Source organism: Candidatus Lernaella stagnicola (assembly GCA_030765525.1).
Classification (GTDB): domain Bacteria; phylum Lernaellota; class Lernaellaia; order Lernaellales; family Lernaellaceae; genus Lernaella; species Lernaella stagnicola.
In genome coordinates this window covers 1-23,632 of the sequence record JAVCCK010000018.1, presented here as the reverse complement: position 1 = coordinate 23,632, position 23,632 = coordinate 1, and the positions used below count along the sequence as shown (strand labels likewise).

The window sequence follows — 23,632 nt, the reverse complement described above, 5'->3', positions numbered from 1 at the left end:
TTTGACCCGACAGGAAGTCGGTTACTGAATATCGATAAAGATACCCAGGTTGTCATCGAGTTCGCCGATCGTCGCCATGTCGGCCAGGGAGATTTTCAGCCCGGCCAATTCGGGGAGCTTGATCTGCAGCCCGCCCAGTAGATCGCCGAGCAATTCGGGCAGAACGTCGCCGAACAGTTCGGCGAATAAGCGCTCAGTGTTGTCGATGTTTTTCTGGCCCATGGCGTTATGGACCACGTCGACCGCCAGGCCCAACTCGCCCAGCTTGAGAGAAAGGCTCTGGTCGTCGTTGAACGTAAAGGATAGCGGCGCGACCACATCCACCATCACGGTCATCGCTTCCCAATAGCCGTCGCTTTCACCGGCCGCCCGGCATGCTTCGTCCTCGCCGCATTCGATCATTGCGCGAATGGCGAACGAGGGCAGAACGAGATACATCGTGTTGTCTTCAGCCGAACCAGCCACGATCGGCGCCACGGTCGGCTCAAAGCGGAAAACCACCGGTAGCGGCGGATCGATTTTTCGGTACGAGAAGAAAATCAGCGACATGATTTCGCTGGTGACGAATTCCTCGCTCAAGGAAAACTCCAGCGAGCCGGTCGCCGCCAAGGCATAGAAAACCTGGTTGAGGAAATCGTCGTTGATCGTCAGTCCCAAACCGTACGGGGCGCCGGTCACCGGCGTTACTTCCGGAAAGACGGGGGGGCCGGCGACGGTGGTCAGGTAGCCGTCTGGCTGGAAATCGAGATCGAAAACGTCGGCGTCGGTCACGTCCAACACGGAGTCGAACCCGAGCGTGAAATTGCGGTCGCCGGTCACGGCCAGCGCCGGTAGTAGGCTCAAGGCGTAACCATTGCCGGTAATCGTCAGATCGAGGCCGGCCAAGGCGTCTTCCAGAAGGCCGGGCACGAGTTGGTCGAGCAACAGTTCGGCCACGGCGCCCACAAGGTAGGACGCCAAGTCGTCCATGATGCCGTCCATGCCCAGGGACGCGACGGAAAATGACGAGTCGACCAGCGTCAGCACGATTTCGTTGTTCTCGTCGACCGCGACATCCATCATCGCTTCGAGCAGCATGCCCTGAATGTCCACGTAGACGTCCAGGCCGAAGAGGTTGGCGTCGAGCACGATTTGGCCAATCATCACGCGCAGCGCGAGGCCGTCGGTTGTCGACTTGACGACGAGGTCAACGCCCTCAATGGACGCTTCGCTGAGTTCCAAACCCGCTTTGCCGTCGGCGGCGATTTTCGGGTTGAGCAGGTCGGCCAAGTCGAAGCCGTCGATCAAATCGGCAATGAAATCGGCAAGCGTGTTGAGCCCGCGATTTTCCAGGTCGAGACCCAAGCTCGTCGCGGCATCGCCGGGCAGACCGGCGGCGCCTTGCAGCACGGTGACTCGGTCGCCGGAAACCCGTTGCTTTTCCGAAGTGATCGCGTCGACGACGATCGGCACGAAGAGGTCGTCATCACCGACGGTAACCGTACCGGTGAAGGTGCTGCCGGACACGGCGATGTCGCGCCCGTTAAGCGTCAACTCCGCCAATTCGGGGCCTTGATAGACGCCGGTGACGGTCACGACACCCGGTTCGACGATCGAGCCGTCAGCCGGGGCGGTGATGGTGACGTAAGGGTAGTTTTCGGGATCCACCCACGGCGCAGGGTCGTCGTCCTGATCGGGATACGTATAGTCCCAATTACGCAGCGGGTACGGCGGCGACGGATCGACGTCCACCAGTTCGCAACCCACAAACGCACCGGTTGCCATGAGAAAAATCAACAAGAAAGAAATTCTGCGGAAGATCAAAACAGCCGACATAGACAAGCTCCTCGCCGTCGAAAAATCGCCGTTTGGCTAAGTTAGAGGAAAGGAGCTTTGGGCGCAAGACGAAAAATGAACACCTATTCAAATGTCAGTTCATTATAGGTTTTCAACAAATTGGCGCCGAACTCCGGACCAACACACAGCAGCTTCTCATATGCGTAGCGCTCATCGTCGTAGTACTTGGGCAGCATCACGTAACCCAGCCAGTCCTGGCCCAGGCCGACCATGATCTGCGCGTGACCGCCGAGCTTCGCACGCGCCAGGTTGGAGATATCCGGCATCACTTCGCCGGGCAGCGTGCCCCAGCGCAACGACCCCATTTTCACCGCCGTAACCTGAGAGTAAAAGACCTCGCCTTCGGCAGGCATGTGCATCGCCAGAATCTTCAGATCGCGACCCAGATCGAAGGCCCAGTTGTGGTTGTAAGCGCGCACAGGCGCATGCCTGACTTCGATGCGCTCGAAGGGCACCGGCTCGGCCTTCTCGACCAGTCCGGCGACTTTTCGGCCCAGGCAGGTGCCCATCTGTTCGGTCCACGTGAAGGGCTCGACATCGGGCCCGGTTTCTTCGTCGCGCCATTTATCGCGGGGCTGGATGGCGCCGCCGATCGCCCCGTTGACGTACATGTGCACCGCGTCGGCGTAGTGCTTATCCAGTTCGGTTCGCAGATAGTGCACCCAATCCGAGGAGATCAAGCGGTTGTCGCCGCCTTCGGTGGTCGGGTGACACGGCCAGTTGGTCATGGTGCCGAAGATCTTGCCGTTTTGATCTTTGAGCGCCAGGACGGTCAAAATGTGATCGATCGGCGCGTTGGGATCGGTTTCCGACCGGATGTTGGAGTGCAGTTCCGTTTCCTCTCCCACGGCCACGAGCAACTGGGCAGGCCGGCGCGCTTGAATCGCCAGGCGCAGGGCTTTTACGCCCTGGCTTTTGACGAAATCCATGTAGGCTTCGTCGCGGCCGGTTTTCGGAGGGAAGAGCGTACCCCACAGCCCGACGGTGTCTGGACCGTGATGGGTATGGCTACTCGAGACAATCACGCGCTCGGGATCGATGCCCAGTTCGCGGCCCACCATTTCGCGGACGGCGTCAACGTCTCCCTTCACCAAGCCCACCAAGTCGTAGGTGATCACGGCCAGTTTGTCGGGTCCCTTTTCGAAATAGAGCGCCGTGGCGTACAGCGGATCGTGCACGCCTTGGGACATGCGCACGGTGCGCATCGAGCCGAAGTACACGCCGTAACCGCTCAGGGGCAGCGGGTGGTTCGGGACGATATTGACGCGGGCGATGCCGGCGTGAAAAGGCGCAGCGGTCGCGGAGGCGGCGGTCGATGGCGACTGCCAGGCTTCGGGCGGCCGAGTGTCGGGCGGGATCGTTTTTCCGCAGCCGACCAGTGCCCCTGCCGCAAAGAGAACCAGAAGAATCAGAATCTGAATACGCCGGGGATGCATCATCGTTTCCTCGCTGTGACTTCCGCGTGGACGGATAATATAGCGCCGCGATAGTGGGAACGCCAACCGGCGTGCGGACGGGCTAGATGCCGCTGCCGTTTTCGAAAGACTCGCTGACCGCCTGGGCCTGCGTGATGCGGCTGCCGGGCGGGACGCTTGCGGTCAACCACACATTGCCGCCGATGACACTGCCCTGCCCGATCGTCACGTTGCCCAGGATCGTCGAGCCCGAGTAGATGATGACGTCGTCTTCCACCTTCGGATGGCGGTCGATGCCTTTGATGGGCTTGCCGTTTTCGTCGAGGGGGAAGCTTTTCGCCCCGAGGGTGACGCCCTGGTAGATGCGCACGCGCCAGCCGATGCGCGCCGTCTCGCCGATCACCACGCCGGTGCCGTGGTCGATGAAGAAGCTCTCGCCGATCACCGCGCCGGGATGGATGTCGATACCCGTCAGATTGTGGGCGTATTCGGTGATGATGCGCGGAATCAACGGCACGCCCAGGTTGTACAATTCGTGGGCGAGGCGGCAGTAAGTGATTGCCGTGATGCCCGGGTAGCAGAAAATCGCCTCGTCCGGGCTCGTGGCGGCCGGATCGCCGTCGTACGCCGCGGCAACATCGGTCTCCAGCAAGTGGCGCACTTTCGGCAAGCGGGCAACGAACTTATCGATGATGCCCGACGCATCATGCTCGCAGGTATCGCAATGTTCGCCGGGCGTCTCGCATTGGAAGCAAAGCCCGCGCAGGATCTGCTCGCGGAGGCGTCCCCGTACGTCGTCGAGAATATGCCCCACATAGTACTGCAGGCCCTCGGGACGCAATTCGTTGCCGCCGAAATACCCGGGAAATAGGATGCCGCGCAGTTCCTTGACGATCAGGATGATATCGTCGCGGGAAGGCAGAGGCCTTTGGGCGGGGCGGCAGCGATACGCGCCGTTGACGTTGGAGAGCTCTTCGACGACCTGCGCCAGCGTCGAGGGGACGGGCGGCGTGCCTTTTTTAACGATCGGCGTCATAGAGGTTCTCGAAAAGCCATGTGGAAAGGTAACGCTCGCCGGAACTGGGAGCAATCACCACGATGGTTCGGCCGGCGTTTTCCGGGCGCTTGGCCACTTCGATGGCCGCCCAAATCGCCGCCCCGGACGAGATGCCCAGCAGCAGGCCTTCGGTGCGGGCGAGTCGCCGCGCAGTTTCACCGGCATTTTTTTCGTTAACTTTGACGACCTCGTCGATCAAGTCGGTGTTCAGAATATCGGGCACGAAACCCGCGCCGATACCCTGCAACTTATGCGATCCCGGTTGGCCGCCACTGAGCACGGCGCTGCCGGTCGGCTCGATGGCGATGGCCTGAAAACTCGGCTTCCGCTTTTTGATGACCTCGGCGATGCCGGTCAGCGTGCCGCCGGTACCCACGCCGGCGATCAGGATATCGACTTCGCCGTCGGTGTCATTCCAGATTTCCTCGGCCGTGGTCTCGCGATGGACCTGGGGATTAGCCGGGTTTTTAAACTGCTGCAACATGAGGTAATTCTGATTGTTATCGACCAACTCCTGCGCCTTGTCGATGGCCCCCTTCATACCGCCGGTGCCGGGGGTGAGCACCAGTTCGGCGCCGAAAATGCGCAGCAGCTTGCGCCGTTCCATGCTCATGGTTTCGGGCATCGTCAAAATCAGCCGGTAGCCGCGCTGCGCGGCGACAAAAGCCAGACCAATGCCGGTGTTGCCGGAAGTCGGCTCAACCAACACGGTGTCGGGACCAATGCGGCCGGCTTTTTCGGCGTCCTGGATCATCGAAAGCGCAATGCGGTCTTTGATTGACGAGAGCGGATTGAACGCTTCCATTTTCACCAGTACGCGCCCGTTAGCCTCGTTAGGCAGTGTTTGTAGCTGCACCAGGGGCGTGTTGCCGACCAGTTCCGTAATGTTGCTGGCAATGCGAGCCATTTACTTCTCCTTGGCTTATTTTCGTTTTGTGATGGGCGTTTTAAAGCGAAACAGGGGCGATCAACAACATCGACATCGCCCGGCGATGACCGCCGAGCACCACACGCGGGTTGCCTCGTTTTGGGCCGGTAAGTCGCGGGCTATTTGAACCATGATGACGGTGTTGCCTTTCGTTCGTTTCTCAGTGGAACCTAAGCCGCACGTGGCGGGGTGTCAAGAAAAGGTTGCCATCGCTCCGTGACATTACCTTTCGCGTGCGTCGTGATTGTTGTAACACGTTGATTTATTAATGTATTTCATTTTTATTATACTACGCCAGATTGGTAGGGATTGGCGTTGCTACGCTTCGGCTGTGGTGGGGAAACGAAAGGTTTCGTTTTCGACGGGAAAGGAGCCGCGGACAAAAAGCAGCGAATCATACGCATGAACTTCGAGCGCATCGGCGACGTCCAGCCGGTCGGGCGTGAAGTGGAATTCGATGTGACGAACGCCGGGCGCGGCGACATACCGGCCGGATTCGGCGTCCGAAAACGCGTCTCGGGCACCAATCGGTAACCGAATTGCTGGTAGAAGTCGGCGGTACTCTCGTTGGCGAAGAGGAAAAAGAGGTCGCAGCGGCGATCCCAATGCGCGTGTGCTTCGTCGATCAACGAGTGTGCCAGCCCGCGGCGACGGAGATCAGGCCGCGTGGCTACAGTGCCGATTTGCACGGCGCGGCGCTCGTTGCCGTTCACAACCAACTGCATCGGCGAGGCGGAGACGTTGGCTGCCACGTGCCGGTCTGCGAAAAAGGAAAACGGCGTGTACTCGGCGAAATCGTAGCCCAACTCGTTCCAGGGCGCAAAATCCAGGCCGAACACCTCGCGGACGAATTCGTTGAGGCGCAAACGGCCGGCCGGGTTTTGGTAGTAGCCCCACCGGAATCGCAGCGCGGGCGTCATCAGGCGTTGCCGACCGGCAGCACGAAGGCGTAAATGCTGACCCAATGACACGCGGCGCCGCCGACCACGAAGGCGTGCCAGATGGCGTGGTTGTACGGCAGCTTTTTCCATTTGTAGAAAACAACGCCCGTCGTGTAGACAAGCCCTCCGGCCAGGATCCACCACAGGGCCGGGGCCGAGAGAGCCTGCATCATCGTTTTGGCGCCGAACACGCCGATCCAGCCGAGGGAAACGTAAATCGTCACCGTCAACCACTTGAAGCGGTCGAGAAAAAAAAGCTCGAACAAAATGCCCGCCACCGCCAGGGACCACACAAGAATGAAAATCGTCCACCCCACCGCCCCGCGGGCGCTGATCAAAATAAAAGGTGTGTAGGTGCCGGCGATCAGCAGAAAAATCGCCGAGTGATCGAGCAGGCGAAACACGTGTTTGACCCGCGGCCGTCGGAAGGCGTGGTAGAGGCTGGACATCAAGAAAAGAAGGATCATCGTCCCGCCGTAAATCGCGGTGCTGGTGATGCGCCACACGTCGCCGGTCGTCGTGGAACGCGTCAGCAAGAACACCAGCCCGGCGACACCGGCCACGGCGGCCAGCGCGTGCGTCAGGCTGTTGGCGAAATCTTCACCGGGTGTGTATGCGCTTTCGGCGATGGTCCTACCCCTTTATGTATGGCCGCAAAAGCGGGTCGGCGTTCGCTGCGGCCGGTCGCCTAGATAAAAACCACTTTGCCCGCCTCGTCAAGGCAGACCTGCCTTTGCCGCGGTGCCCGCAGGGTGCTTGATTCCGGTCAGGCAGCGTCATAAAGTGGCCCGGTTCAACACTGTTTTATCGAGAAAAAAAGGGTGCCGGCGCGGTCGCGTGGCCGCCGGCTATCGTACCATTCAAGCGAACGGATGTAGTCATGCCGAACGAAAGCCTGCTGAGTTCCTTCGATTGGGTCGTGATCGCCATGTACTTCTTGCTGGTGTTCGCTATCGCGTATTGGGCGATGCGTCAGGACACCACGCGCAAGACGTCGACCGGTTACTTTTTGGCCGGGCGTAACGTCGGTTGGTTCGTGATCGGCGCGTCGCTGTTTGCCTCGAACATCGGCTCCGAGCACCTGGTCGGTTTGGCCGGGACCGGCGCCGAAAGCGGCGTGGCGGTGGGGCAATTCGAGGTGCTGGCGTCGCTGATTCTGCTCATTCTGGCGTGGGTGTTCGTGCCCTTCTACTTCAAGAGCGGCGTATTCACGATGCCGGAATTTCTGGAGCGGCGCTATTCGAAAGCGGCGCGGGGTTACCTGGCGGGCATTTCGATTTTCGGCTACGTGGTCACGAAGATTTCGGTGACGATCGCCGCGGGCGGCATCGTATTCGAGTCGCTGATGGGGCTCAACTTTTGGACCGGCGCGATTATTGTCGTGGTCGCCACCGGCGCCTACACGATTCTGGGCGGCCTGCGCGCCGTCATGTACACCGACATGCTGCAAGCCGTGGTGCTGATCGGCGGGTCGGTGGCGGTGACGGTCATCGGGCTGGCGCACGTGGGCGGTTGGAGCGCGTTGCACGCGACGGCCGGCAGCGGCTTCTTCTCGGTGTGGAAACCCATGACGCACCCTGACTTCCCGTGGACCGGCATTCTGCTCGGCGCGCCGATTCTGGGCGTGTGGTACTGGTGCACCGACCAATTCATCGTGCAGCGCGTGTTGTCGGGCCGCGACATCAAACAAGCACAGCGCGGTACGATCTTCGGCGGCTACCTCAAGCTTCTGCCGATCTTCATTTTCGTGCTGCCCGGCGTGATCGCCTACGCCATGGTGCAATCCGGCGAGATCACACTTGATTCTCCCGATAAAGCGCTGCCGACCCTGGTGGGCATATTGCTGCCCGCGGGCGTTCGCGGCATCGTCGTGGCGGGTTTGCTCGCGGCGTTGATGAGTTCCCTTTCCTCTGTGTTCAATTCCTGCTCGACGCTGGTCACCTTCGACATCTACAAGAAAATCCGGCCGCAGGCCACTGAACGCATGCTTGTGTTCGTCGGGCAGATCTCGACCGGTTTGCTGGTCGTGCTCGGCCTACTGTGGATTCCGTTGATGAGCCTCGTGGCGGGCACGCTCTACAAGTACATCCAGAGCGTGCAGGCCTACATCGCGCCGCCGATCGCCGCCGTATTCCTGTTCGGCGTGTTCTGGAAGCGCGTCAATGCTCAGGGCGCGATCGCCTCGCTGGCGACCGGTTTTGTGCTGGGCATCGGCCGGCTGGTGGCGGAGATTCTGAAGGGTTCGCTCAGCGAGGGAAGTGTTCTGTTTGCTTTCGCAGACATGAACTTCCTGCACTTCGCGTTCTGGCTGTTCCTGGTTTGCTCGGCGGTTCTGCTGGTGGTCAGCGTCCTGACGCCGGAGCCCGATGCGGCAAAGCTGAAGGACATCACGTTCCAGACCACCGAAAAAAGCCTCGAGGTGCAGGAAGGCCGCACGGCGACCATCGTGCTGTCGGTCGTGCTTATCCTGTGCGTCTTCGGCGTGTGGCTACTGTTTACCGGGTAAGCTGTTCGGGAAACATCATCACATTCATCGCGGCTGAAGACGCTCCTACCCGTATTGTTGGTAAGTATCTCGCGACGCCGGTTCGTGTCAGTCGCCGGTCGCATCTGAAGGTGTAAGACTCCACACGCCGACACTCTGCCCCGGTACGGTCGTCGTCCAACCACCCGCGCCGTCATATTTCAACGTAGCTTCCTCGGCGCCGTAAATCTGCCGAATCGAAACCCCGCCGCTGAAATCGGCCGCCAGTTCGTGGTCGCTGAACCGCAGATATTCGCCGGTAACACCCCACGCGAACGCGGCCAAGAGCCATTCGTCGCCGGATTGCCGCACCCATAGCCGCGGCGGCGCGTTGGCAAGCATAGCCAGGTCGAACGCCGGCGTGGCGATAGGCCAGCACACGGTTTCGGCGAGCAAGTCAACGGCCCAGAAACGGCCGCCCCAGGCGCGCAGCGCGGGATCGGTAGCCTGCGCGAGGCGGTCCAGATCGGATGCCGTGGCTTCGGTGAGGCTATCGCCGATAATCGTCTTGCCGCTCATCCAGGTCATGACCGCGCTGACTTCCGCCTGGGAATCCGTGAGGGGCGAGCGGACGAGCAGGTTGTCCGGGTCGTAGGAGAACCAGATTTCGTCGACGAACGCCCGCACGCCGTGGTACCGGCCCAGGTTGGCCGTGACGGTGTAAAGCGGGAAGCCGGGGACGGAGCCGGTCACATCCGAGGAACCGCGCGCGGCGTTGAAGTACCCGACCGAAGGCAGCCAAGGTTGGCCGCTGGCCAAGAGGTAAACGTCTTCGCCGACGGCTTCGGTGATCGTCCGCATCGCCTCGTGATAGGCCTCCATCGACGTGAGGCCGCCCTGCCGCGCCCCTTCGTACGCGCCGGTGAACAGGAAGTCGAGTTTGAGGTAGCTGTACCCCTCGTCGACTTTTGTGGCGACGGCGTCACGCAGAAATTCGGCGGCACCGGGTTGGGTGATGTCCAGCACGGCGAAGTCGGTGGTGTTCAGCAGGTCGTCAAACCACACGAATTCGCCGTTTCCATCACGCAGGAACCACTCGGGGTGTTGCTTGAAAAGATCGCTCGCCGGATCGGCCATCAGCGGGGCCATCCAAATACCGGGGCGCAGCCCCAAGGCGTCGATATTGTCGGCGAGCGCGGCCATGCCGTCGGGGAAGGTATCGTTGTAGCTGGTCCAATCGCCGACGTGGGTTTGGTAATTGTCGTCTATCTGGCAAAGCAGATTCGATTCGTCGGGAATCAAGCGCGCCAATTCGCGGCAGTTGGCCAGCACGGTCGGGGCATCGATATCCTTGAAGTAGTAGTACCAGGTGCCCCAGCCGAAGGGCGAATCCTGCGCCGGTTGCCGGGGCGGCGTACGTTCGGCGACGGCGGCGGCGTATTCGCGCAGGTCGTAGGGCGGTCGCGCGGCGAGCATCAGCCACAGCGGATCGAGTTCCAGCGTTTGACCCGGCGCCAGAACTCGGGCGTCGCCGGGGGTTCCCTGGACGATGGCGAACTTGACGCGATCGCGGCGGTCGCGCGGGTACCAGCCGGCGGCGAAAGTCTTCCAATGTTTTGCCGTCAACGCGCCCCACAACAAGCCGGGCGTGCGGTTGTCGTTACCGACGCCGCCGAACCACCAGGAGAAGCCCGAGCAGGTGCTGAAGTAATCGTAGTTGTTGGCGCAGGGAGCGACTGTACCGTTTTGTCGCGCCGGTTCGCCCAACACATTCGACAGGCTTTCCACGCCGGTGAACGACCATGAGTCGTAACCGTTTTGAATCCAGCTCGCGCGGCCGGTCAGTTCCGGCAACGTGAGACCGTGATCGCGGGCGTCGACGAGTTCCACCCATTCCACTTGCCAGGCGTAGCCGGTAGCGGCCGGATGCGACAGGGACACTTCGAACACGGCGATGTCGGCCGCGTCGCTTTGCGCGATGTCGACGACCACGTTGGGCGCATCGGCGCGTCCCGCGAGGGTCCAGCGCGTCCCGGAGGCGGTTTCGACGAGATTCCGCTCTGGGTAGTCGACGGCGCTGAGGGTCGTGGTGACCCCGCCCCGCTTGATTCGCAGCCGCAACGTCGCGCCTTCGAGGTACACGCCGCATGCGTCGCTGGTGAAATCGAAATGGGCGGTCGCCTCGTCCCAGGAAAGCGCGCCGGGACATTGCTCAGGCGGCGGTGGTCCGTGGGGCGTAGGCAAAACCACTTTGCCGGCCTCTTCTTCGCAACCGAAACAGGGGAGAAGGATAAGGCAAAAAACCAGGAAGAACGCCGCATATCGATGGTGTTTCATGGCCGGACTTTAACAGCCACGCGCCGCGCGGACAAGAATGAAAAGTGCGTTTCCGCGACGCCGGACACTCGTTCAAAATCCATATCTGGTCTGGACGGTCCGGAGTGGATACGATATCTTGATTTGTTTTCCAAGGAGAGATCATTTGCGCCTTGTTTCACTGGCCAGCGGCAGCAAAGGAAACGCCTATTTAGTCGGCGCCAACGGGACGTCTGTGCTTTTCGACGCCGGATTGTCGGGACGGGAATTGGAGCGGCGTCTGCAACAAGTGGACGTATTGCCCTCGCAGGTCGCGGCGATTTTCCTGACCCACGAGCACGCCGATCACATGAAGGGCGCGGCGATTTTTTCGCGGCGGCACGAGACGCCGGTGTACGGCAGCGAAGGAACGCTGTCCACGCCGTGCGGGCGGTATCGAGCGGTATCGGCGGGCACGGAGCGCATCGAAGTGCTCACCGCCGGGGCGCCGGTGGTCGTGGGTGGGCTGACTGTGCGGGCCTTTGCGACGAGTCACGACGCATCGGACCCGATGGGTTATATCGTCGAGTCCGCGGGTCTGCGTTTGGTGATTGCTTCGGATACGGGCACGGTCACGCCATCGGCCATGGAATCGTTGAGGGAGGCCGACGCGATGATTCTGGAAAGCAACCACTGCCCGGAGATGTTGCGCGTGGGCCCCTATCCGATCTGGCTGAAACGCCGCATCGCGGGCGACCAAGGACACTTATCGAACCAGCAAGCGGGGCACACGGTGGTCAATGTTTGGAGCGATCGGCTGCGTTATCTGCTGTTGGGGCATTTATCGGAACAGAACAATACGCCGCGGGTGGCTTTTGAGCACATGCGCGACGTGCTCGGCGAGTTGAACGCCGCGGTCGATTTGCGCGTCTGCCGTCAAAACGAAGTCGGGCGTTGGATCGATTTGCACGAGGAGCCACAAAAATGATTCCGCGATACAGCCGCGAAGACATGGTTGCGATTTGGAACGACGAAAACCGTTATAGCTGTTGGTTGAAGGTGGAGCTCGCCGCACTCGAGGCCATGGTGAACCACGGCCTGGTGCCGCGCGAAGCGTTCGAGGAAGTGCGGGACAAGGCGGCGTTCGACGTACAACGCGTGGAGGAAATCGAAGCCGTCACGCGGCACGACGTGATCGCCTTTTTGACCAATGTGGCCGAACACGTGGGCCCGTCCAGCCGCTACGTGCACATGGGCATGACCTCGTCGGACGTGCTGGACACGGCCTACAACATGCAATTGGTGCAGGCGGCGGATTTGTTGCTGGCCGGCGTGGACAAGATGCTCGACGTACTCAAACGCCGGGCGCAGGAGCACAAGCACACGGTCCAAATCGGTCGCAGCCACGGCATTCACGCCGAACCGATCACCTTCGGGTTGAAGCTGGCGATTTGGTTCGACGAGATGAAGCGCAATCGCGCCCGTCTCGAAAGAGCGCGGGAGGACGTGCGGGTCGGCAAGATCAGCGGCGCGGTGGGCACCTTTGCGCACCTGCCGCCGACGGTCGAGGAGCAGGCTGTGGCGGCGCTTGGCTTGCAGGCGGCGCCGGCGTCGAGTCAAATCGTGCAGCGAGATCGGCACGCGGCGTTTTTCACGACGCTCGCGGTGCTCGGCGGCACGATGGAGAAGATCGCGGTGGAGATCCGGCACTTACAGCGCACCGAAGTGTACGAAGCCGAAGAATTTTTCCACAAAGGTCAAAAGGGCTCGAGCGCGATGCCCCACAAGCGCAATCCGGTGCTGACGGAAAACGTCTCGGGCCTTTGCCGGTTGCTGCGCGGTTACGCGCTGGCAAGTCTGGAAAACCAGCCCTTGTGGCACGAACGCGACATCAGCCACAGTTCGGTGGAGCGGGTGATCGGACCCGACGCGACGATCGCCGCCGATTTCGCCTTGGCCCGCCTGACCGGGGTGGTCGACAAACTGCTTGTGTACCCCGAACGGATGATGAAAAACCTGGAATTGACCGGCGGTTTGTACGCCAGCCAAACCTTGCTGCTGCATCTGGTGCAAGCCGGGTTATCCCGCGAGGATGCCTACCGCATCGTTCAGCGCAACGCCATGAAAGTGTGGGAACAGGACGCTGACTTCCTCACCACGCTGCTCGCCGACGACGAATTGATGTCCCATGTGAACGAAAACACGGTTCGCGAAGCATTGGATATCAAGCATCAGCTTCGGCATGTCGATAACATATTTAAGCGGGTCTTCGACGAGTAGTCGTCTACCCCGGTCGGCACATGCAGGTAATCGGATGACTGAATGACCGAAGGACTGTCCTTAGACAGGCCGCTGACGCTGGATGAGGCGAAGCGGGAAAACGGATTGCGTTCCGCGCGGATATTTCTCTACGCGTACGTGATTGTGATCTTTATGCACGTCCTCTCGGCAACGATGTGGGGCAATCTCGGCAACATGAACGTGTCGGGAGCCGTGTGGTCGATCATCCTCAACCTCTTCTATTTAGTCGCTATCGCGTTGTTTTTACTGCTTAATCGCCTGGCCGGCCAACGGCACTGGCACCCGGCCCTGTTTTATACGATATCCATGCGCGCCGTGTTGGGACTGTCTCTGCCGGTGTGGTTGTACCATATCCATATGGCCGGCAGTTCGTTCACGATTTTGGCCATGCTGATTCCAATCACGGCGCTGCTGGCTTCATGGTTTTTGGGCCCCCGCGACGCCTGGCTGTATCTGTTGATCGGCTCCGCGGGCTTAGTGGCGATTGTGTTCGCCGAGCGAGTCGGCACGCTGCCGTTCTTCCCCATGCTCACGGACGCACAGGATTTGCAACTGAGTTTCTTCCAAGAATCGCGCTACGTACTCGTGCAACTCTTGATTTACGTGGCGTTTGCCATCGTCACCGTGTATTTGTCGAGCCGCCTGCAACGAGACATCGGCGAACGCGACCGGGCGCTGGCCGAACTGACCGAGCAACTGGAAATTCTCGCGATGACCGATCCACTGACCGCACTGTTCAATCGCCGCACAATCATGGATCTGATCAAAAAAGAAATGGCGCGCACCGAGCGCGGCCTCTCGGGCTTCAGTCTCGTGATGGCCGACATCGACGATTTCAAGCGCATCAACGACACCTACGGCCACGCGGCCGGCGATTTGGTGATCAGGCGGGTCGCCGTTTTGCTGCAGGAGAACTCCCGCCCCTACGACATGGTAGCGCGGATCGGCGGGGAAGAGTTCCTGGTAGTCATCAAAGATACAGAGGCAAGCCAATGCTTGTCGCTGGCCGAGCGGGCCCGGGCGGCGATCGCGGCGGAGGACTTCCAGTTGATGGACGGCACGCGCGTGCGGATCACGGTTAGTTTCGGTTGCACGACCGCCGAAGCGACACAATTGAAATCACTGGACCTATTGCTGCACGATGCGGACGACGCGCTCTATGAATCCAAGAAGCAAGGCAAAAACCGAGTCACCACCCGTTAGACGAAAACCGACTATTTTCCAACATCTTCCTTGACGCCTCCGGTCCAACCCAGTAGAAAAGATCAACTTCTTTTGTATCCAGAGATCCTTCGCTCGCAGGGGGCACCCATGGACGAAGCCATTCCGGTCACCGCAAAAGGACACCCCAAAGGGTTGTATCTCCTATTTCTCGTAGAGATGTGGGAGCGCTTTTCCTACTACGGCATGCGCGCGTTGCTCGTGCTGTATATGACCAAATCGCTGCTTTTCTCGACGGAAAAAGCCGGCACGATTTATGGCTGGTACACGGGCTTCGTGTATCTGACACCCTTGCTGGGCGGCTATATCGCCGACCGCTATTGGGGCGCGCGTAAGTGCATCACGATCGGCGCGATTCTCATGGCCTTGGGGCACTTTGCGATGGCCTTCGAAACCCTGCCCTTCTTTTATTCGGCGCTGCTGCTGCTGATTTTCGGCAACGGTTTTTTCAAGCCGAACATTTCCACGACGGTCGGCAGGCTCTACAAGGAAAACGACCCGCGGCGCGACGGCGGCTTCACGATTTTCTACATGGGCATCAACCTGGGCGCGCTGTTCTCGCCGTTGGTCTGCGGCACGCTGGGCGAGAAACTCGGCTGGCATTTCGGCTTCTCGGCCGCGGGCGTCGGCATGGTGTTCGGCCTGCTGCTTTACCTGTGGGGACAAAAGAAACTGCTCGGCAACGCGGGCATGGTGCCGGAGGCCAAACCGTCGGCCGATTTGAGCAAAAAAGCCGTCCCGCTTACCACCGAAGAAAAGCACCGCATCGCCGTGATTTTCATCCTCGCTTTCTTCGTTATTTTCTTCTGGGCCAGTTTCGAGCAAGCCGGCAGCAGCCTGACGCTGTTCGCCGACCGCAGCACGGACCGGAATATCGACTTCTTGGGTTGGGAATTCCCGACCAGTTGGTTCCAGGCCGTCAATCCTTTCTTCATCCTGTTGCTGGCCCCGATCTTCTCGGCGCTATGGACCCGACTCGGCCGGCGGAGCAAAGACCCGTCGATCCCGCTGAAGATGGCCCTGGGCCTGGCGATTCTCACCTTCGGCATGGTGCTGATGGTCATGGCGGGGACGAAAATCGATTCCGGTGCCGACGGTGGTTTCCCAACCAAGGAGGCGTTGGCGGCTTCGGAGATCAAAATCGAGCAGGAAGCGGCCATCGACGCCGCGGAAGAAAGCGGGCAGGAAATTACTTTCGCGCCAGGCGAGCGCGTTACGGACGAACAGATCGAAAAAGAATACAAGACCGACGTGCAGGTCAGCATTCTATGGCTGATCCTCGCGTACTTCCTGTTTACGGCAGGCGAACTGTGTCTATCGCCGATCGGATTATCGGCCGTCACCAAACTATCGCCCGTGCGCTTCGGCTCACTGATGATGGGCACGTGGTTCGGGGCGAACTTCCTGTCGAACCTGGTAGGCGGCTTATTCGCGGGTAACTATGACGGCATGACCAAGTCGAACTTCTTCATCATTCCGGTGGGGACGGCCGCCGCCGCGTCTGTGATTCTGTTCCTGGTCGCGCCGAAACTGAAAAAGTGGATGCACGGCGTGCACTAGCCGCTTGGCATCCAACACTCGAAAACAAAAGGCGCACTCCGGTGCGCCTTCTTTTCTTGGGAGTCGTTATTTCCGGCGCCGTTGAGGACATCTAGCGAAATAGATCACCGATAATAATTTTCATGCCCAGCCAGAGGGTGAACGCCTCGCGGCGCGGGTGGCGCAGCAGCCTTCGAAAACGTTGCCATAAAAAGCGCGGGCGCAGGTGGAAGCGAAGGATGGCGCGTTTGAGGATCCGCTTCATTTCCCGCTCGGTGAAATGCGATTTGAACAACAAGTACTCGCTGGTGGCGAAGTAGTCCTCCCATTTTGTATGGCGAAGCTCACCGCTTTCTTCCAACTCGTCGTACAAACGGCTGCCGGGCAAGGGCTTGAACACGTTGATGGTCACCAGGTCCGGCGAGATGTCGAAGGCGAAGCGCAGCGTGCGAGTAACGTCGTCGCGTGTTTCCCACGGAAAACCGATGATGAAATTCGCCTTGCACTCCATCCCGAGGCTTTTGGTCATGGCGATGGCTTCGCGGGCTCGGTCCAAGGTGAGGCGCTTGTCGATGCGCTCGAGGGTGCGCGCGCTGCCCGATTCCACGCCGTAGGTGACGTGGTAGCAGCCGGCGCGGCGCATGAGTTCCAGGTCGTCGCGCGTGACGGTGTCGACCCGCGAATACGTGTGCCACGTGATGCGCAGCCCCGCCGCGAGGATAGCTTGGCAGAGTTCACGCATTCGCGCCGGGCGCATCGTGGGGCCTTCGTCGACGAAACGGAAATCGCTGAGGCGGTAATCCCGCATGCAGGCGCGCATTTCCTCGATCAGGTTTTCGGGACGGCGATAGCGAATGACGTCGTGAAAGACCGACTTCGAGCAAAAGGTGCAATGAAGCGGGCAGCCCCGCGAATAGAGAATGCTCGTCGTGGGAAGTGAATAGAAGCTGCCCGGATCGGGCACGTATTTTTCCAGCGGCAGCAGGTCGCGCGCGGGCCACGGCAGCGCGTCCAGGTCCTCCACCAAAGGACGGGGCGGACCCTGGACGATTTCGTCATCGCTGCGCAACGCGATACCCGGCAGACCGGCCGGGCTGTCACCGCTTTCAAGCGCGGCGGCCAACTCGACCAGCGTGTGTTCGCCCTCGCCGGCAATCACGAAATCGAAGTCTGGAAATTCCGCGAGCGTGCGTGCGGGCAACGCCGAGGCGTGAAAGCCGCCGAGCACCGTGCGGGCTTCAGGATTCCATTGTTTGACCATCGCGGCGATATCGCCCGCGCGCGCCACGTTCGTGGTGTAGGCCGAGACGCCCACCAGATCGGGGCGCAGACGCTGGAGGGCGTTTTCCAGAAAGGGCGACCGGCCGCCCCAGAAATCAAGATCGAGTACTGCGACTTCGTGCCCGGCGCGCCGGGCGTTCGCCGCCAAGTAGAGCAAAGACAGCGGCAACTCCTTGCCCGGCAGGTTGAGCAGGGTTCCTTCGACGTTCGGTGTTTGGACTAGGAGCATGCGCATCGTGCGGTGATTCTATCCGACGCGTGAAGACGACGCCAACGCGGCGCTCGTTGCCAGTGCGGAGGCCGTGGGCTACATTGACCGGACGACAAGGGAGACAATCAGCTTGCGTTTTCTATTGATTCAAGCGGCGACCTACTTTCCCGAAACGGAAAAATGCTTTCCGGTGGGGACGCTGCAACTGGCCGCCTATGTGCGGGAAACGCTCGGCGCAACGGTCGGCTTTTTCGACATGCAGCACAACGTGCGCGACGTCGCGCCGGTGATCGAAGCGGTGCGTCGTTTTTGCCCGGATGTGGTGGGCATCAGCGCGATGACCGTCGACCAGGCCGCGATGCACGCGGTGGCCAAAGCAGTTAAAGCCCATCAGCCCGACCTGCCGGTGATCGCCGGAGGAAGTCACCCGACGACGTATCCGGGAGACACGCTGGCCCGCGGTGATATCGACTTCGCCATCCGCGGTGAAGGGGAGATCGGCGCAGCGGCGCTGCTTCGGCATTTGCAGGGCGAATTGCCGCGGGACGAGGTGCCGAATTTGGTGTGGCTCGAGAACGGCGAATTGCAATCGAACGAGGCCGCGCCGTGGATCGAGAAGTTGGACTCCCTGCCCTTCGCGGCATACGACCTAGCCGACCTGGAGGCCTACTACAAAATGCCGCGCACCGGCGTCATCTGGGCGCGGCGGCGTTACGCGGCGGTGTCGACCAGCCGGGGATGTCCGTACCGCTGCGCGTACTGCCACCGGGTGTTGGGCAAGCGTTGGCGGCCGCGCAGCCCGCGTGATGTCGTCGACGAACTGGAGCAACTGGTCGCGCGTTACCGGATCGGCGAAATCGTCTTCGTGGACGACATGTTCAACCTGGACAAGGCGCGCGTGCAGGAAATCTGTCGCTTGATTCGCCTGCGGCGCTTGGATTTGAAATTGGCGTTTCCGATCGGCCTGCGCGGCGACATCATGGACGAGGAGACGATCCGCGCCCTGGTCGACGCCGGGATGTTCCGCTGCATGTACGCCGTGGAAACCGCCTCGCCGCGACTGCAAACGCTGATCAGCAAAAACCTGAATCTGGACCGTGTGCTGGAAGTCATCGACACGACCAACCGTTACGGCGTGTTGACCCACGGCACGTTCATGCTGGGTTTCCCGACCGAAACCGAGGCCGAGATGCGCGACACGATCGCCTTGGCCGAACGCAGCATGCTGGCGACGGCGGCGTTCTTCCGCGTGATTCCTTTTGGCGACACGGAGTTGGTCGCGCTGGCCCGCAAATACGGCGCGAGCGTGCCCGACGATTTTACTCGCTTCGAGTTTCACAAATCGAAAGTGAATGTGTCGCCAGTGAGTGACGAGGTGGTCGATCACTTGAAGAAGTTGGCGTACTTTCGTTTCTACGTGAGTCCGCGGCGATTCTGGCGCGTGCTGCGTCGCTTGCCGAACATCGCCGCCAACCTGCCCCACCTGATGGCGATCTGGTGGCGCAAAACCTTTTTGTGGTAGGGGGAACGGCGTGGCCAAAGTATTGCTGGTGCAAGCGGCGGTTCACGACGAACACGTGGAGTGTTCGCAGCCGCTGGGCCTGCTGTACCTGGCGTCCTACCTGCGGGCGCACTCGTCGCACGAGCCAGTGATTCACGACATGCGGCCGACCTACAAGCGTTTCGATTTCGTCGCCGACGCGCTCGCGCGGCACAAGCCCGCACTGGTGGCCATCAGCGCGCAAAGCCCCGAGGCGCCGGTCATGCACCGCGTGGCGGAGATGGTCAAAAAGTTCGACGCCCGCGTGCCGGTCGTCATCGGCGGCGTGCACGCCACGGCCTACGCCGAAGACACGATGCGTGCCGACCCGCACATCGATTACGTCATTCCCGGCGAAGGCGAAATCACTTTTCACGCCCTGGTCACGGCCCTGCTGGAGGGCGGCGAACCCACGGCCGTAGACAGCATCGTGTTTCGTGACGGCGACCAATTACGCCGCACGCCGGAGCGGCCGGTGGCGGCGGATCCGGACGTCATCCCCTACCCGGCGTGGGATTTGATCGACTTGGATGTCTACGGGCGGCTGCCGCGCATCGGGATGATTTACGCGCACCCGCGCTACATGATGATGGAGACGGCGCGGGCGTGTCCCTTCGATTGTGCGTGGTGCCATAAAACGGCGGGGCGCGTGCATCGTATGCACAGCCCCGAGTACGTGATCGGCGAATTCGAGGAGCTGGTGCGGCGGCACCACGTGGGCGAAGTGACGATCATCGACGACATGTTCAACGCGCGCATCGAACGGGTGAACGCTATCTTCGAGGGCTTGCTGAGCCGTAATATTCGCGTACCAATCGCGGTCGTCAACGGTTTGCGCAGCGACATGCTGCCTGACGAAACCTTGGCGTTAATGCGCCGCGCGGGCGTGTATCGGGTGATGTTCGCCATCGAGACGGCGTCCGAACGCATGCAGACGCTGATGCGTAAAAACCTCAACCTGGAAAAGGCGCGGCGGGCCATCGAAACGGCGCACCGGCTCGGCATGCTGATCCACGGCAATTTCATCATCGGCCTGCCCGACGAGACCGAGGCGGAAGTGCGCGCGACGGTGGACTTCGCCGTGCGTTCGCACATGGATACCATCGGGTTGTACCGCGCCACGCCGTATAAGAACTGCGACCTGTACGAAATCGCGCTGCAACAAGGCGTGAAACTGCCGGAGGGCGAAGCGACGTTCTCGTTTTGGGAGTCGGACGTCAACCTTTCGCGCGTGCCGCTGCCGCGTCTCAAGCGCCTCAAGAAAAGCGCTTATTGGCGCACGTATCTGCGACCGCAACGTTTGCTGCGCCTTTTATGGCGGCTGCCCAACCGGCGCAAGCTCGTGCCGTTTTTGTTTTTGTTCTTTTTGCGCAAAGCGTTTCGTGATAACTAAAAACCGGATGCCTGATCCACACGCCATATCCCACCATAAACGAGTCTTCGCCGCGGTTGCGGCGTTGCTCGTAGTGTTTGTCGTGGTGGGCGCGGGTGAGATGCTGGCGCGCACGCAGCCGCCGGTGGACGTGGCGGCGCTGACCACGCCCGGCGAGCAGCCGCACCCGATGCGCGGCTGGGCCTTCGTGCATCCCTACGCGGCGTACGTGAATCGGCCGCTGGCCGATCCGCAGGCGAAGAAATCGGTCAATCGTTTCGGCTTTATCTCCACGCCCCAAATGGAGGAAGTGGCCAAGCCCGCGGGACGAATTCGTGTGGCGTTTCTGGGCGGCAGTTCCACGGCCGGAACCGGCACGCTGCTGGCCGACAAGGATACGTGGCCCTATCTGACCTACCAGCGCATGAAAGAGGCGCGTCCGGATCTCGACCTGGAGATGATCAACGCGGCGGTCGGCGGTTACACGTCGTTCGACTCCTACGGTCGCTTGTGGTCGCAGGTGCGCTTTTTCGCGCCGGACATCATCGTGGTCTATCACGGCTGGAACGAGATGTACTATTTCGACGACGCCTCGCCGGAAAAGATCATCCACCGCCGCTTTGAGGGCGACCGCGATTGGTCGTTTACCCCCGTGAAACTTCCGCCGCGGTTGAAACCGTGGCCGACGGATTCGCTGCTGAGCCGGTCGCGGTTGTACGGCTTGCTGCGGCTGCGAACGGTGGCGGCGCCGGCGGCGACCACGGGCGAAGCGGGTGACGAGCGGCGTCCAGACGCGGAGCTTGCCGACCATTTCGATGCCCGGGGCGTCGAGGTGTTTCGCCAAAACTTACTGTTGATGCAGCGCGTGGCGGAATTAACCGGCGCGGATTTCTACGTGGCGAAACAGGCCACACTGGTGCATCCGAGCCTGCCGGAAGAGATCCGGCGCGAGCGCGTGTTCACGTGGCGGCACGCCTTCAACTACGCGACGCATCTGCAGGCGTGGCAAGCGATTAACGAGATGATTGACGCCGCCTTCCCCGCCGAGCGCGTCATCGATTGCACGCCGCTTTCGGGCAATCCCGCGTTGCTGTTCGACCACATTCATCCGACGCCGCAAGGCACGCGGGAAATCGCGAAGATCGTCGCGGGCAAGCTGCTGGCGGAGAGTCAAACCCTGCGGCGATAAGACACTTGTCGGAATCGATACTAAATCTTTATAGTGTTTGACGGATTGGCCTAGTTGGTGAAAGGACACGTCAATGAACTCAAAACGATTCTGGATCGCTTTACTGGCATTGCTACTTATTTTCACGTTGGCGGCGGCTTGCGGTGACGACGATGATGACGACGACAATAACGACGACGCCGACGATGACGACGACGACGACAACAACGACGATGATGACAACGACGATGACGACGATAACGACGACGACGCGGGCCTGAAGGTCGGCGCGGCGCGAGTGGATATCTCGCCGATAGAGTCGGTCAAGATGGGCGGCTACGGCACGTATTTCCTCAGCGAGGCGCTGTGCCGGTGGTCGGAGGGTACGCACGATCCCATCTACGCCACGGCCTTCGCTTTTCAAAACGGTAGCGACGAGCCGGTGATTCAAATGACGGTCGACACTGTGGGCATCATCACCACCGACGTCGTGGTTATTCAGGATCGCGTCGCCGCGCAACTGGGCATCGCGCCCGAGCGCGTCGTGATTTCGGCCACGCACAACCATCAATCTCCGGACACGGTCGGCATTTGGGGTGTGATGCTGCCGCCGATTACCGGTCGCGACGACGTCTTTATCGAGCAGATGATCGCCGGGGCGGTCGAGGCCGCCGGGGCGGCGTACGAGGCGATGAAGCCGGCGCGGGTCTACGCCGGGGTCGGCGAGGAAACGGCGTTCCACTACAACGGGCAATGGACGATCGATCCGCAGGCGCCGCTGGATTCCACGTTGAGCGTTCTGGCGTTTTTGGACGACGAAGACGACATCATTGGCACGATCGTCAACTGGGCATGTCACCCGATGGTCATGGGCCCGCAGAACAACATGACATCCGCCGATTTCCTGGGGCCCTTCTACCGCATCATGGACGAAGAGCTTGGCGGCGTGAACATGTTCATCAACGGCAACCTGGGCGCGGGCGTGCATCCGCAGAACGACGAATACCCGATCAACTACACCGGGCGCTCATGGGGATCTTGGGAGATAACCGAGTTCTACGGCGCGGGTATCGCCGCCTCCGCTCAGGAGATTCTGGGCGATGTCCAGCGGGTGTACGACACGACGATCGATCTGCGCACGCTGGTCGTCGAAGGAGAACTGAACAATCCGTTTTTCGCGCTGGTCGGCGCCCTGGGCCTGATTCCGCGCGATATCCCGCCCTTGGGCGGCGTCGGCGTAACGACGATGACCGCGTGGCGCCTGGGGCCGGTGTATTTCGCCACCGCGCCGGGCGAGGTTTCGCCGCGCGTCGGGTTGGAGTTGCGTGAGGTGATGAACGGCGAGGTGAAGATCATCGCCAACATCGGGCAGGATTGGCTCGGCTATATCATGACGAAACAGGAATACCGCAACCTGCTCTACATCTACTTCTCCATCCTGTCGGTCGGCCCCGACATGGGCGACTCGGTGATCGGCGCATACGAGGAAATATTCAGTGATTTCTAGGAAGCGATTCGCGTCGCTCCTGGTTCTGCTGATGATTGTCGCGGCGCTGTGCGCCGGATGCGGCGACGATGATGACGACGACAACGACGCGGCTCCGGTCGGTGATGATGACGATGATGATGATGACGACGACAATGACGATAACGACGACGACGAACCGACACCCCAGTTGCAGGCAGGTTTCGCCCGCGTAGATATCACGCCCGACTGGTCGATCAAGCTGGGCGGCTATGGCTCCTTTTTTCTGAGCGAGGCGTTCTGCCGCTGGTCCGAGGGTGTGCATGATCCCTTGTACGCCACGGCGCTGGCGATCGACGACGGGATCGATGAACCCGTGTTTCTCATCAATCTCGATGTCGTGGGCGTGGTGATCACCGACGCCTTCCGCATTCGTGACGGAATCGGCGAGGCCCTGGGCACGACCACCGACCGCGTGATCGTCACCGGCACGCATTCGCACCATGCGCCCGACACCATCGGTCTCTGGGGTCTCATGATACCGCCGCGTAGCGGCCGCGATGAGGCTTTCATCGACTGGATGGTTGACGGCGCCGTC

18 protein-coding genes are annotated in these 23,632 nt (G+C 60.9%); 10 read left to right on the top strand and 8 right to left on the bottom strand.

Annotated elements, in window-relative coordinates:
* Positions 1-21: 21 nt before the first annotated feature.
* From P9L99_08275 to P9L99_08250, 6 genes are all read right to left on the bottom strand, one after another.
* A complete protein-coding gene (locus P9L99_08275) occupies positions 22-1,815 on the bottom strand; it encodes a hypothetical protein (GenBank protein ID MDP8223340.1) in 1,794 nt (597 codons plus the stop codon).
* A gap of 83 nt (positions 1,816-1,898) precedes the next feature.
* A complete protein-coding gene (locus P9L99_08270; protein MDP8223339.1) occupies positions 1,899-3,272 on the bottom strand; it encodes a hypothetical protein in 1,374 nt (457 codons plus the stop codon).
* 82 nt (positions 3,273-3,354) lie between these two features.
* Complete coding sequence (gene epsC, locus P9L99_08265; GenBank protein MDP8223338.1) at positions 3,355-4,287, bottom strand: serine O-acetyltransferase EpsC; 933 nt, start codon at positions 4,285-4,287, stop codon at positions 3,355-3,357.
* Positions 4,271-5,215, bottom strand: coding sequence for a cysteine synthase A (gene cysK, locus P9L99_08260; protein ID MDP8223337.1), 945 nt, complete (start codon positions 5,213-5,215; stop codon positions 4,271-4,273). Before cysK ends, epsC begins: the two co-directional genes overlap by 17 nt.
* 305 nt (positions 5,216-5,520) lie before the next feature.
* Positions 5,521-6,156, bottom strand: coding sequence for a GNAT family N-acetyltransferase (locus tag P9L99_08255; GenBank protein MDP8223336.1), 636 nt, complete (start codon positions 6,154-6,156; stop codon positions 5,521-5,523).
* Entirely contained in the window at positions 6,156-6,806 is a 651-nt protein-coding gene (locus P9L99_08250) for a hemolysin III family protein (GenBank protein ID MDP8223335.1), read from the bottom strand. The genes P9L99_08255 and P9L99_08250 overlap by 1 nt, the downstream gene beginning before the upstream one ends.
* Positions 6,807-7,057: 251 nt before the next feature.
* On the opposite strand from P9L99_08250, the gene P9L99_08245 reads away from it, so the two are divergent.
* Positions 7,058-8,683 carry a sodium:solute symporter gene (locus P9L99_08245; GenBank protein MDP8223334.1) on the top strand — a complete coding sequence of 542 codons (1,626 nt, stop codon included), beginning with the start codon at positions 7,058-7,060 and terminating at the stop codon, positions 8,681-8,683.
* Positions 8,684-8,770: 87 nt separating this feature from the next.
* Here the strand turns inward: P9L99_08245 and P9L99_08240 are convergent, their stop codons facing one another.
* Complete coding sequence (locus P9L99_08240) at positions 8,771-10,978, bottom strand: alpha-galactosidase (protein ID MDP8223333.1); 2,208 nt, start codon at positions 10,976-10,978, stop codon at positions 8,771-8,773.
* Between the two features lie 145 nt (positions 10,979-11,123).
* Between P9L99_08240 and P9L99_08235 the strand changes: the two genes are divergently transcribed.
* The 4 genes from P9L99_08235 to P9L99_08220 all read left to right on the top strand — a co-directional run bounded on the left by P9L99_08235 (position 11,124) and on the right by P9L99_08220 (position 16,018).
* Positions 11,124-11,924 carry an MBL fold metallo-hydrolase gene (locus P9L99_08235; GenBank protein MDP8223332.1) on the top strand — a complete coding sequence of 267 codons (801 nt, stop codon included), beginning with the start codon at positions 11,124-11,126 and terminating at the stop codon, positions 11,922-11,924.
* On the top strand, positions 11,921-13,216 hold the full coding sequence (gene purB, locus P9L99_08230) for an adenylosuccinate lyase (protein MDP8223331.1): 1,296 nt from the start codon (positions 11,921-11,923) through the stop codon (positions 13,214-13,216). The genes P9L99_08235 and purB overlap by 4 nt, the downstream gene beginning before the upstream one ends.
* Before the next feature lie 42 nt (positions 13,217-13,258).
* The gene (locus P9L99_08225) at positions 13,259-14,440 is read left to right on the top strand and encodes a GGDEF domain-containing protein (protein ID MDP8223330.1); all 1,182 of its coding nucleotides are present in this window, start codon (positions 13,259-13,261) and stop codon (positions 14,438-14,440) included.
* A gap of 108 nt (positions 14,441-14,548) precedes the next feature.
* Positions 14,549-16,018, top strand: a complete 1,470-nt coding sequence (locus tag P9L99_08220) for a peptide MFS transporter (GenBank protein ID MDP8223329.1) — start codon at positions 14,549-14,551, stop codon at positions 16,016-16,018.
* A 91-nt stretch (positions 16,019-16,109) separates the two neighbouring features.
* Here P9L99_08220 and P9L99_08215 read toward each other — a convergent pair whose 3' ends face one another.
* Positions 16,110-17,513, bottom strand: coding sequence for a radical SAM protein (locus P9L99_08215; GenBank protein ID MDP8223328.1), 1,404 nt, complete (start codon positions 17,511-17,513; stop codon positions 16,110-16,112).
* Positions 17,514-17,619: 106 nt separating this feature from the next.
* Here P9L99_08215 and P9L99_08210 point away from each other — a divergent pair, with 106 nt between their 5' ends.
* The 5 genes from P9L99_08210 to P9L99_08190 form a co-directional block, all read left to right on the top strand.
* Entirely contained in the window at positions 17,620-19,011 is a 1,392-nt protein-coding gene (locus P9L99_08210; protein MDP8223327.1) for a radical SAM protein, read from the top strand.
* Between the two features lie 10 nt (positions 19,012-19,021).
* Positions 19,022-20,422, top strand: coding sequence for a radical SAM protein (locus tag P9L99_08205; protein ID MDP8223326.1), 1,401 nt, complete (start codon positions 19,022-19,024; stop codon positions 20,420-20,422).
* A 7-nt stretch (positions 20,423-20,429) separates the two neighbouring features.
* Positions 20,430-21,590: an SGNH/GDSL hydrolase family protein gene (locus tag P9L99_08200; GenBank protein ID MDP8223325.1), complete on the top strand. Its 1,161-nt coding sequence runs from the start codon at positions 20,430-20,432 to the stop codon at positions 21,588-21,590.
* A 73-nt stretch (positions 21,591-21,663) separates the two neighbouring features.
* Complete coding sequence (locus P9L99_08195; GenBank protein MDP8223324.1) at positions 21,664-23,076, top strand: neutral/alkaline non-lysosomal ceramidase N-terminal domain-containing protein; 1,413 nt, start codon at positions 21,664-21,666, stop codon at positions 23,074-23,076.
* A partial coding sequence (locus P9L99_08190) for a hypothetical protein (GenBank protein ID MDP8223323.1) occupies positions 23,066-23,632 on the top strand: 567 nt, incomplete at its 3' end. The genes P9L99_08195 and P9L99_08190, both read left to right, overlap by 11 nt.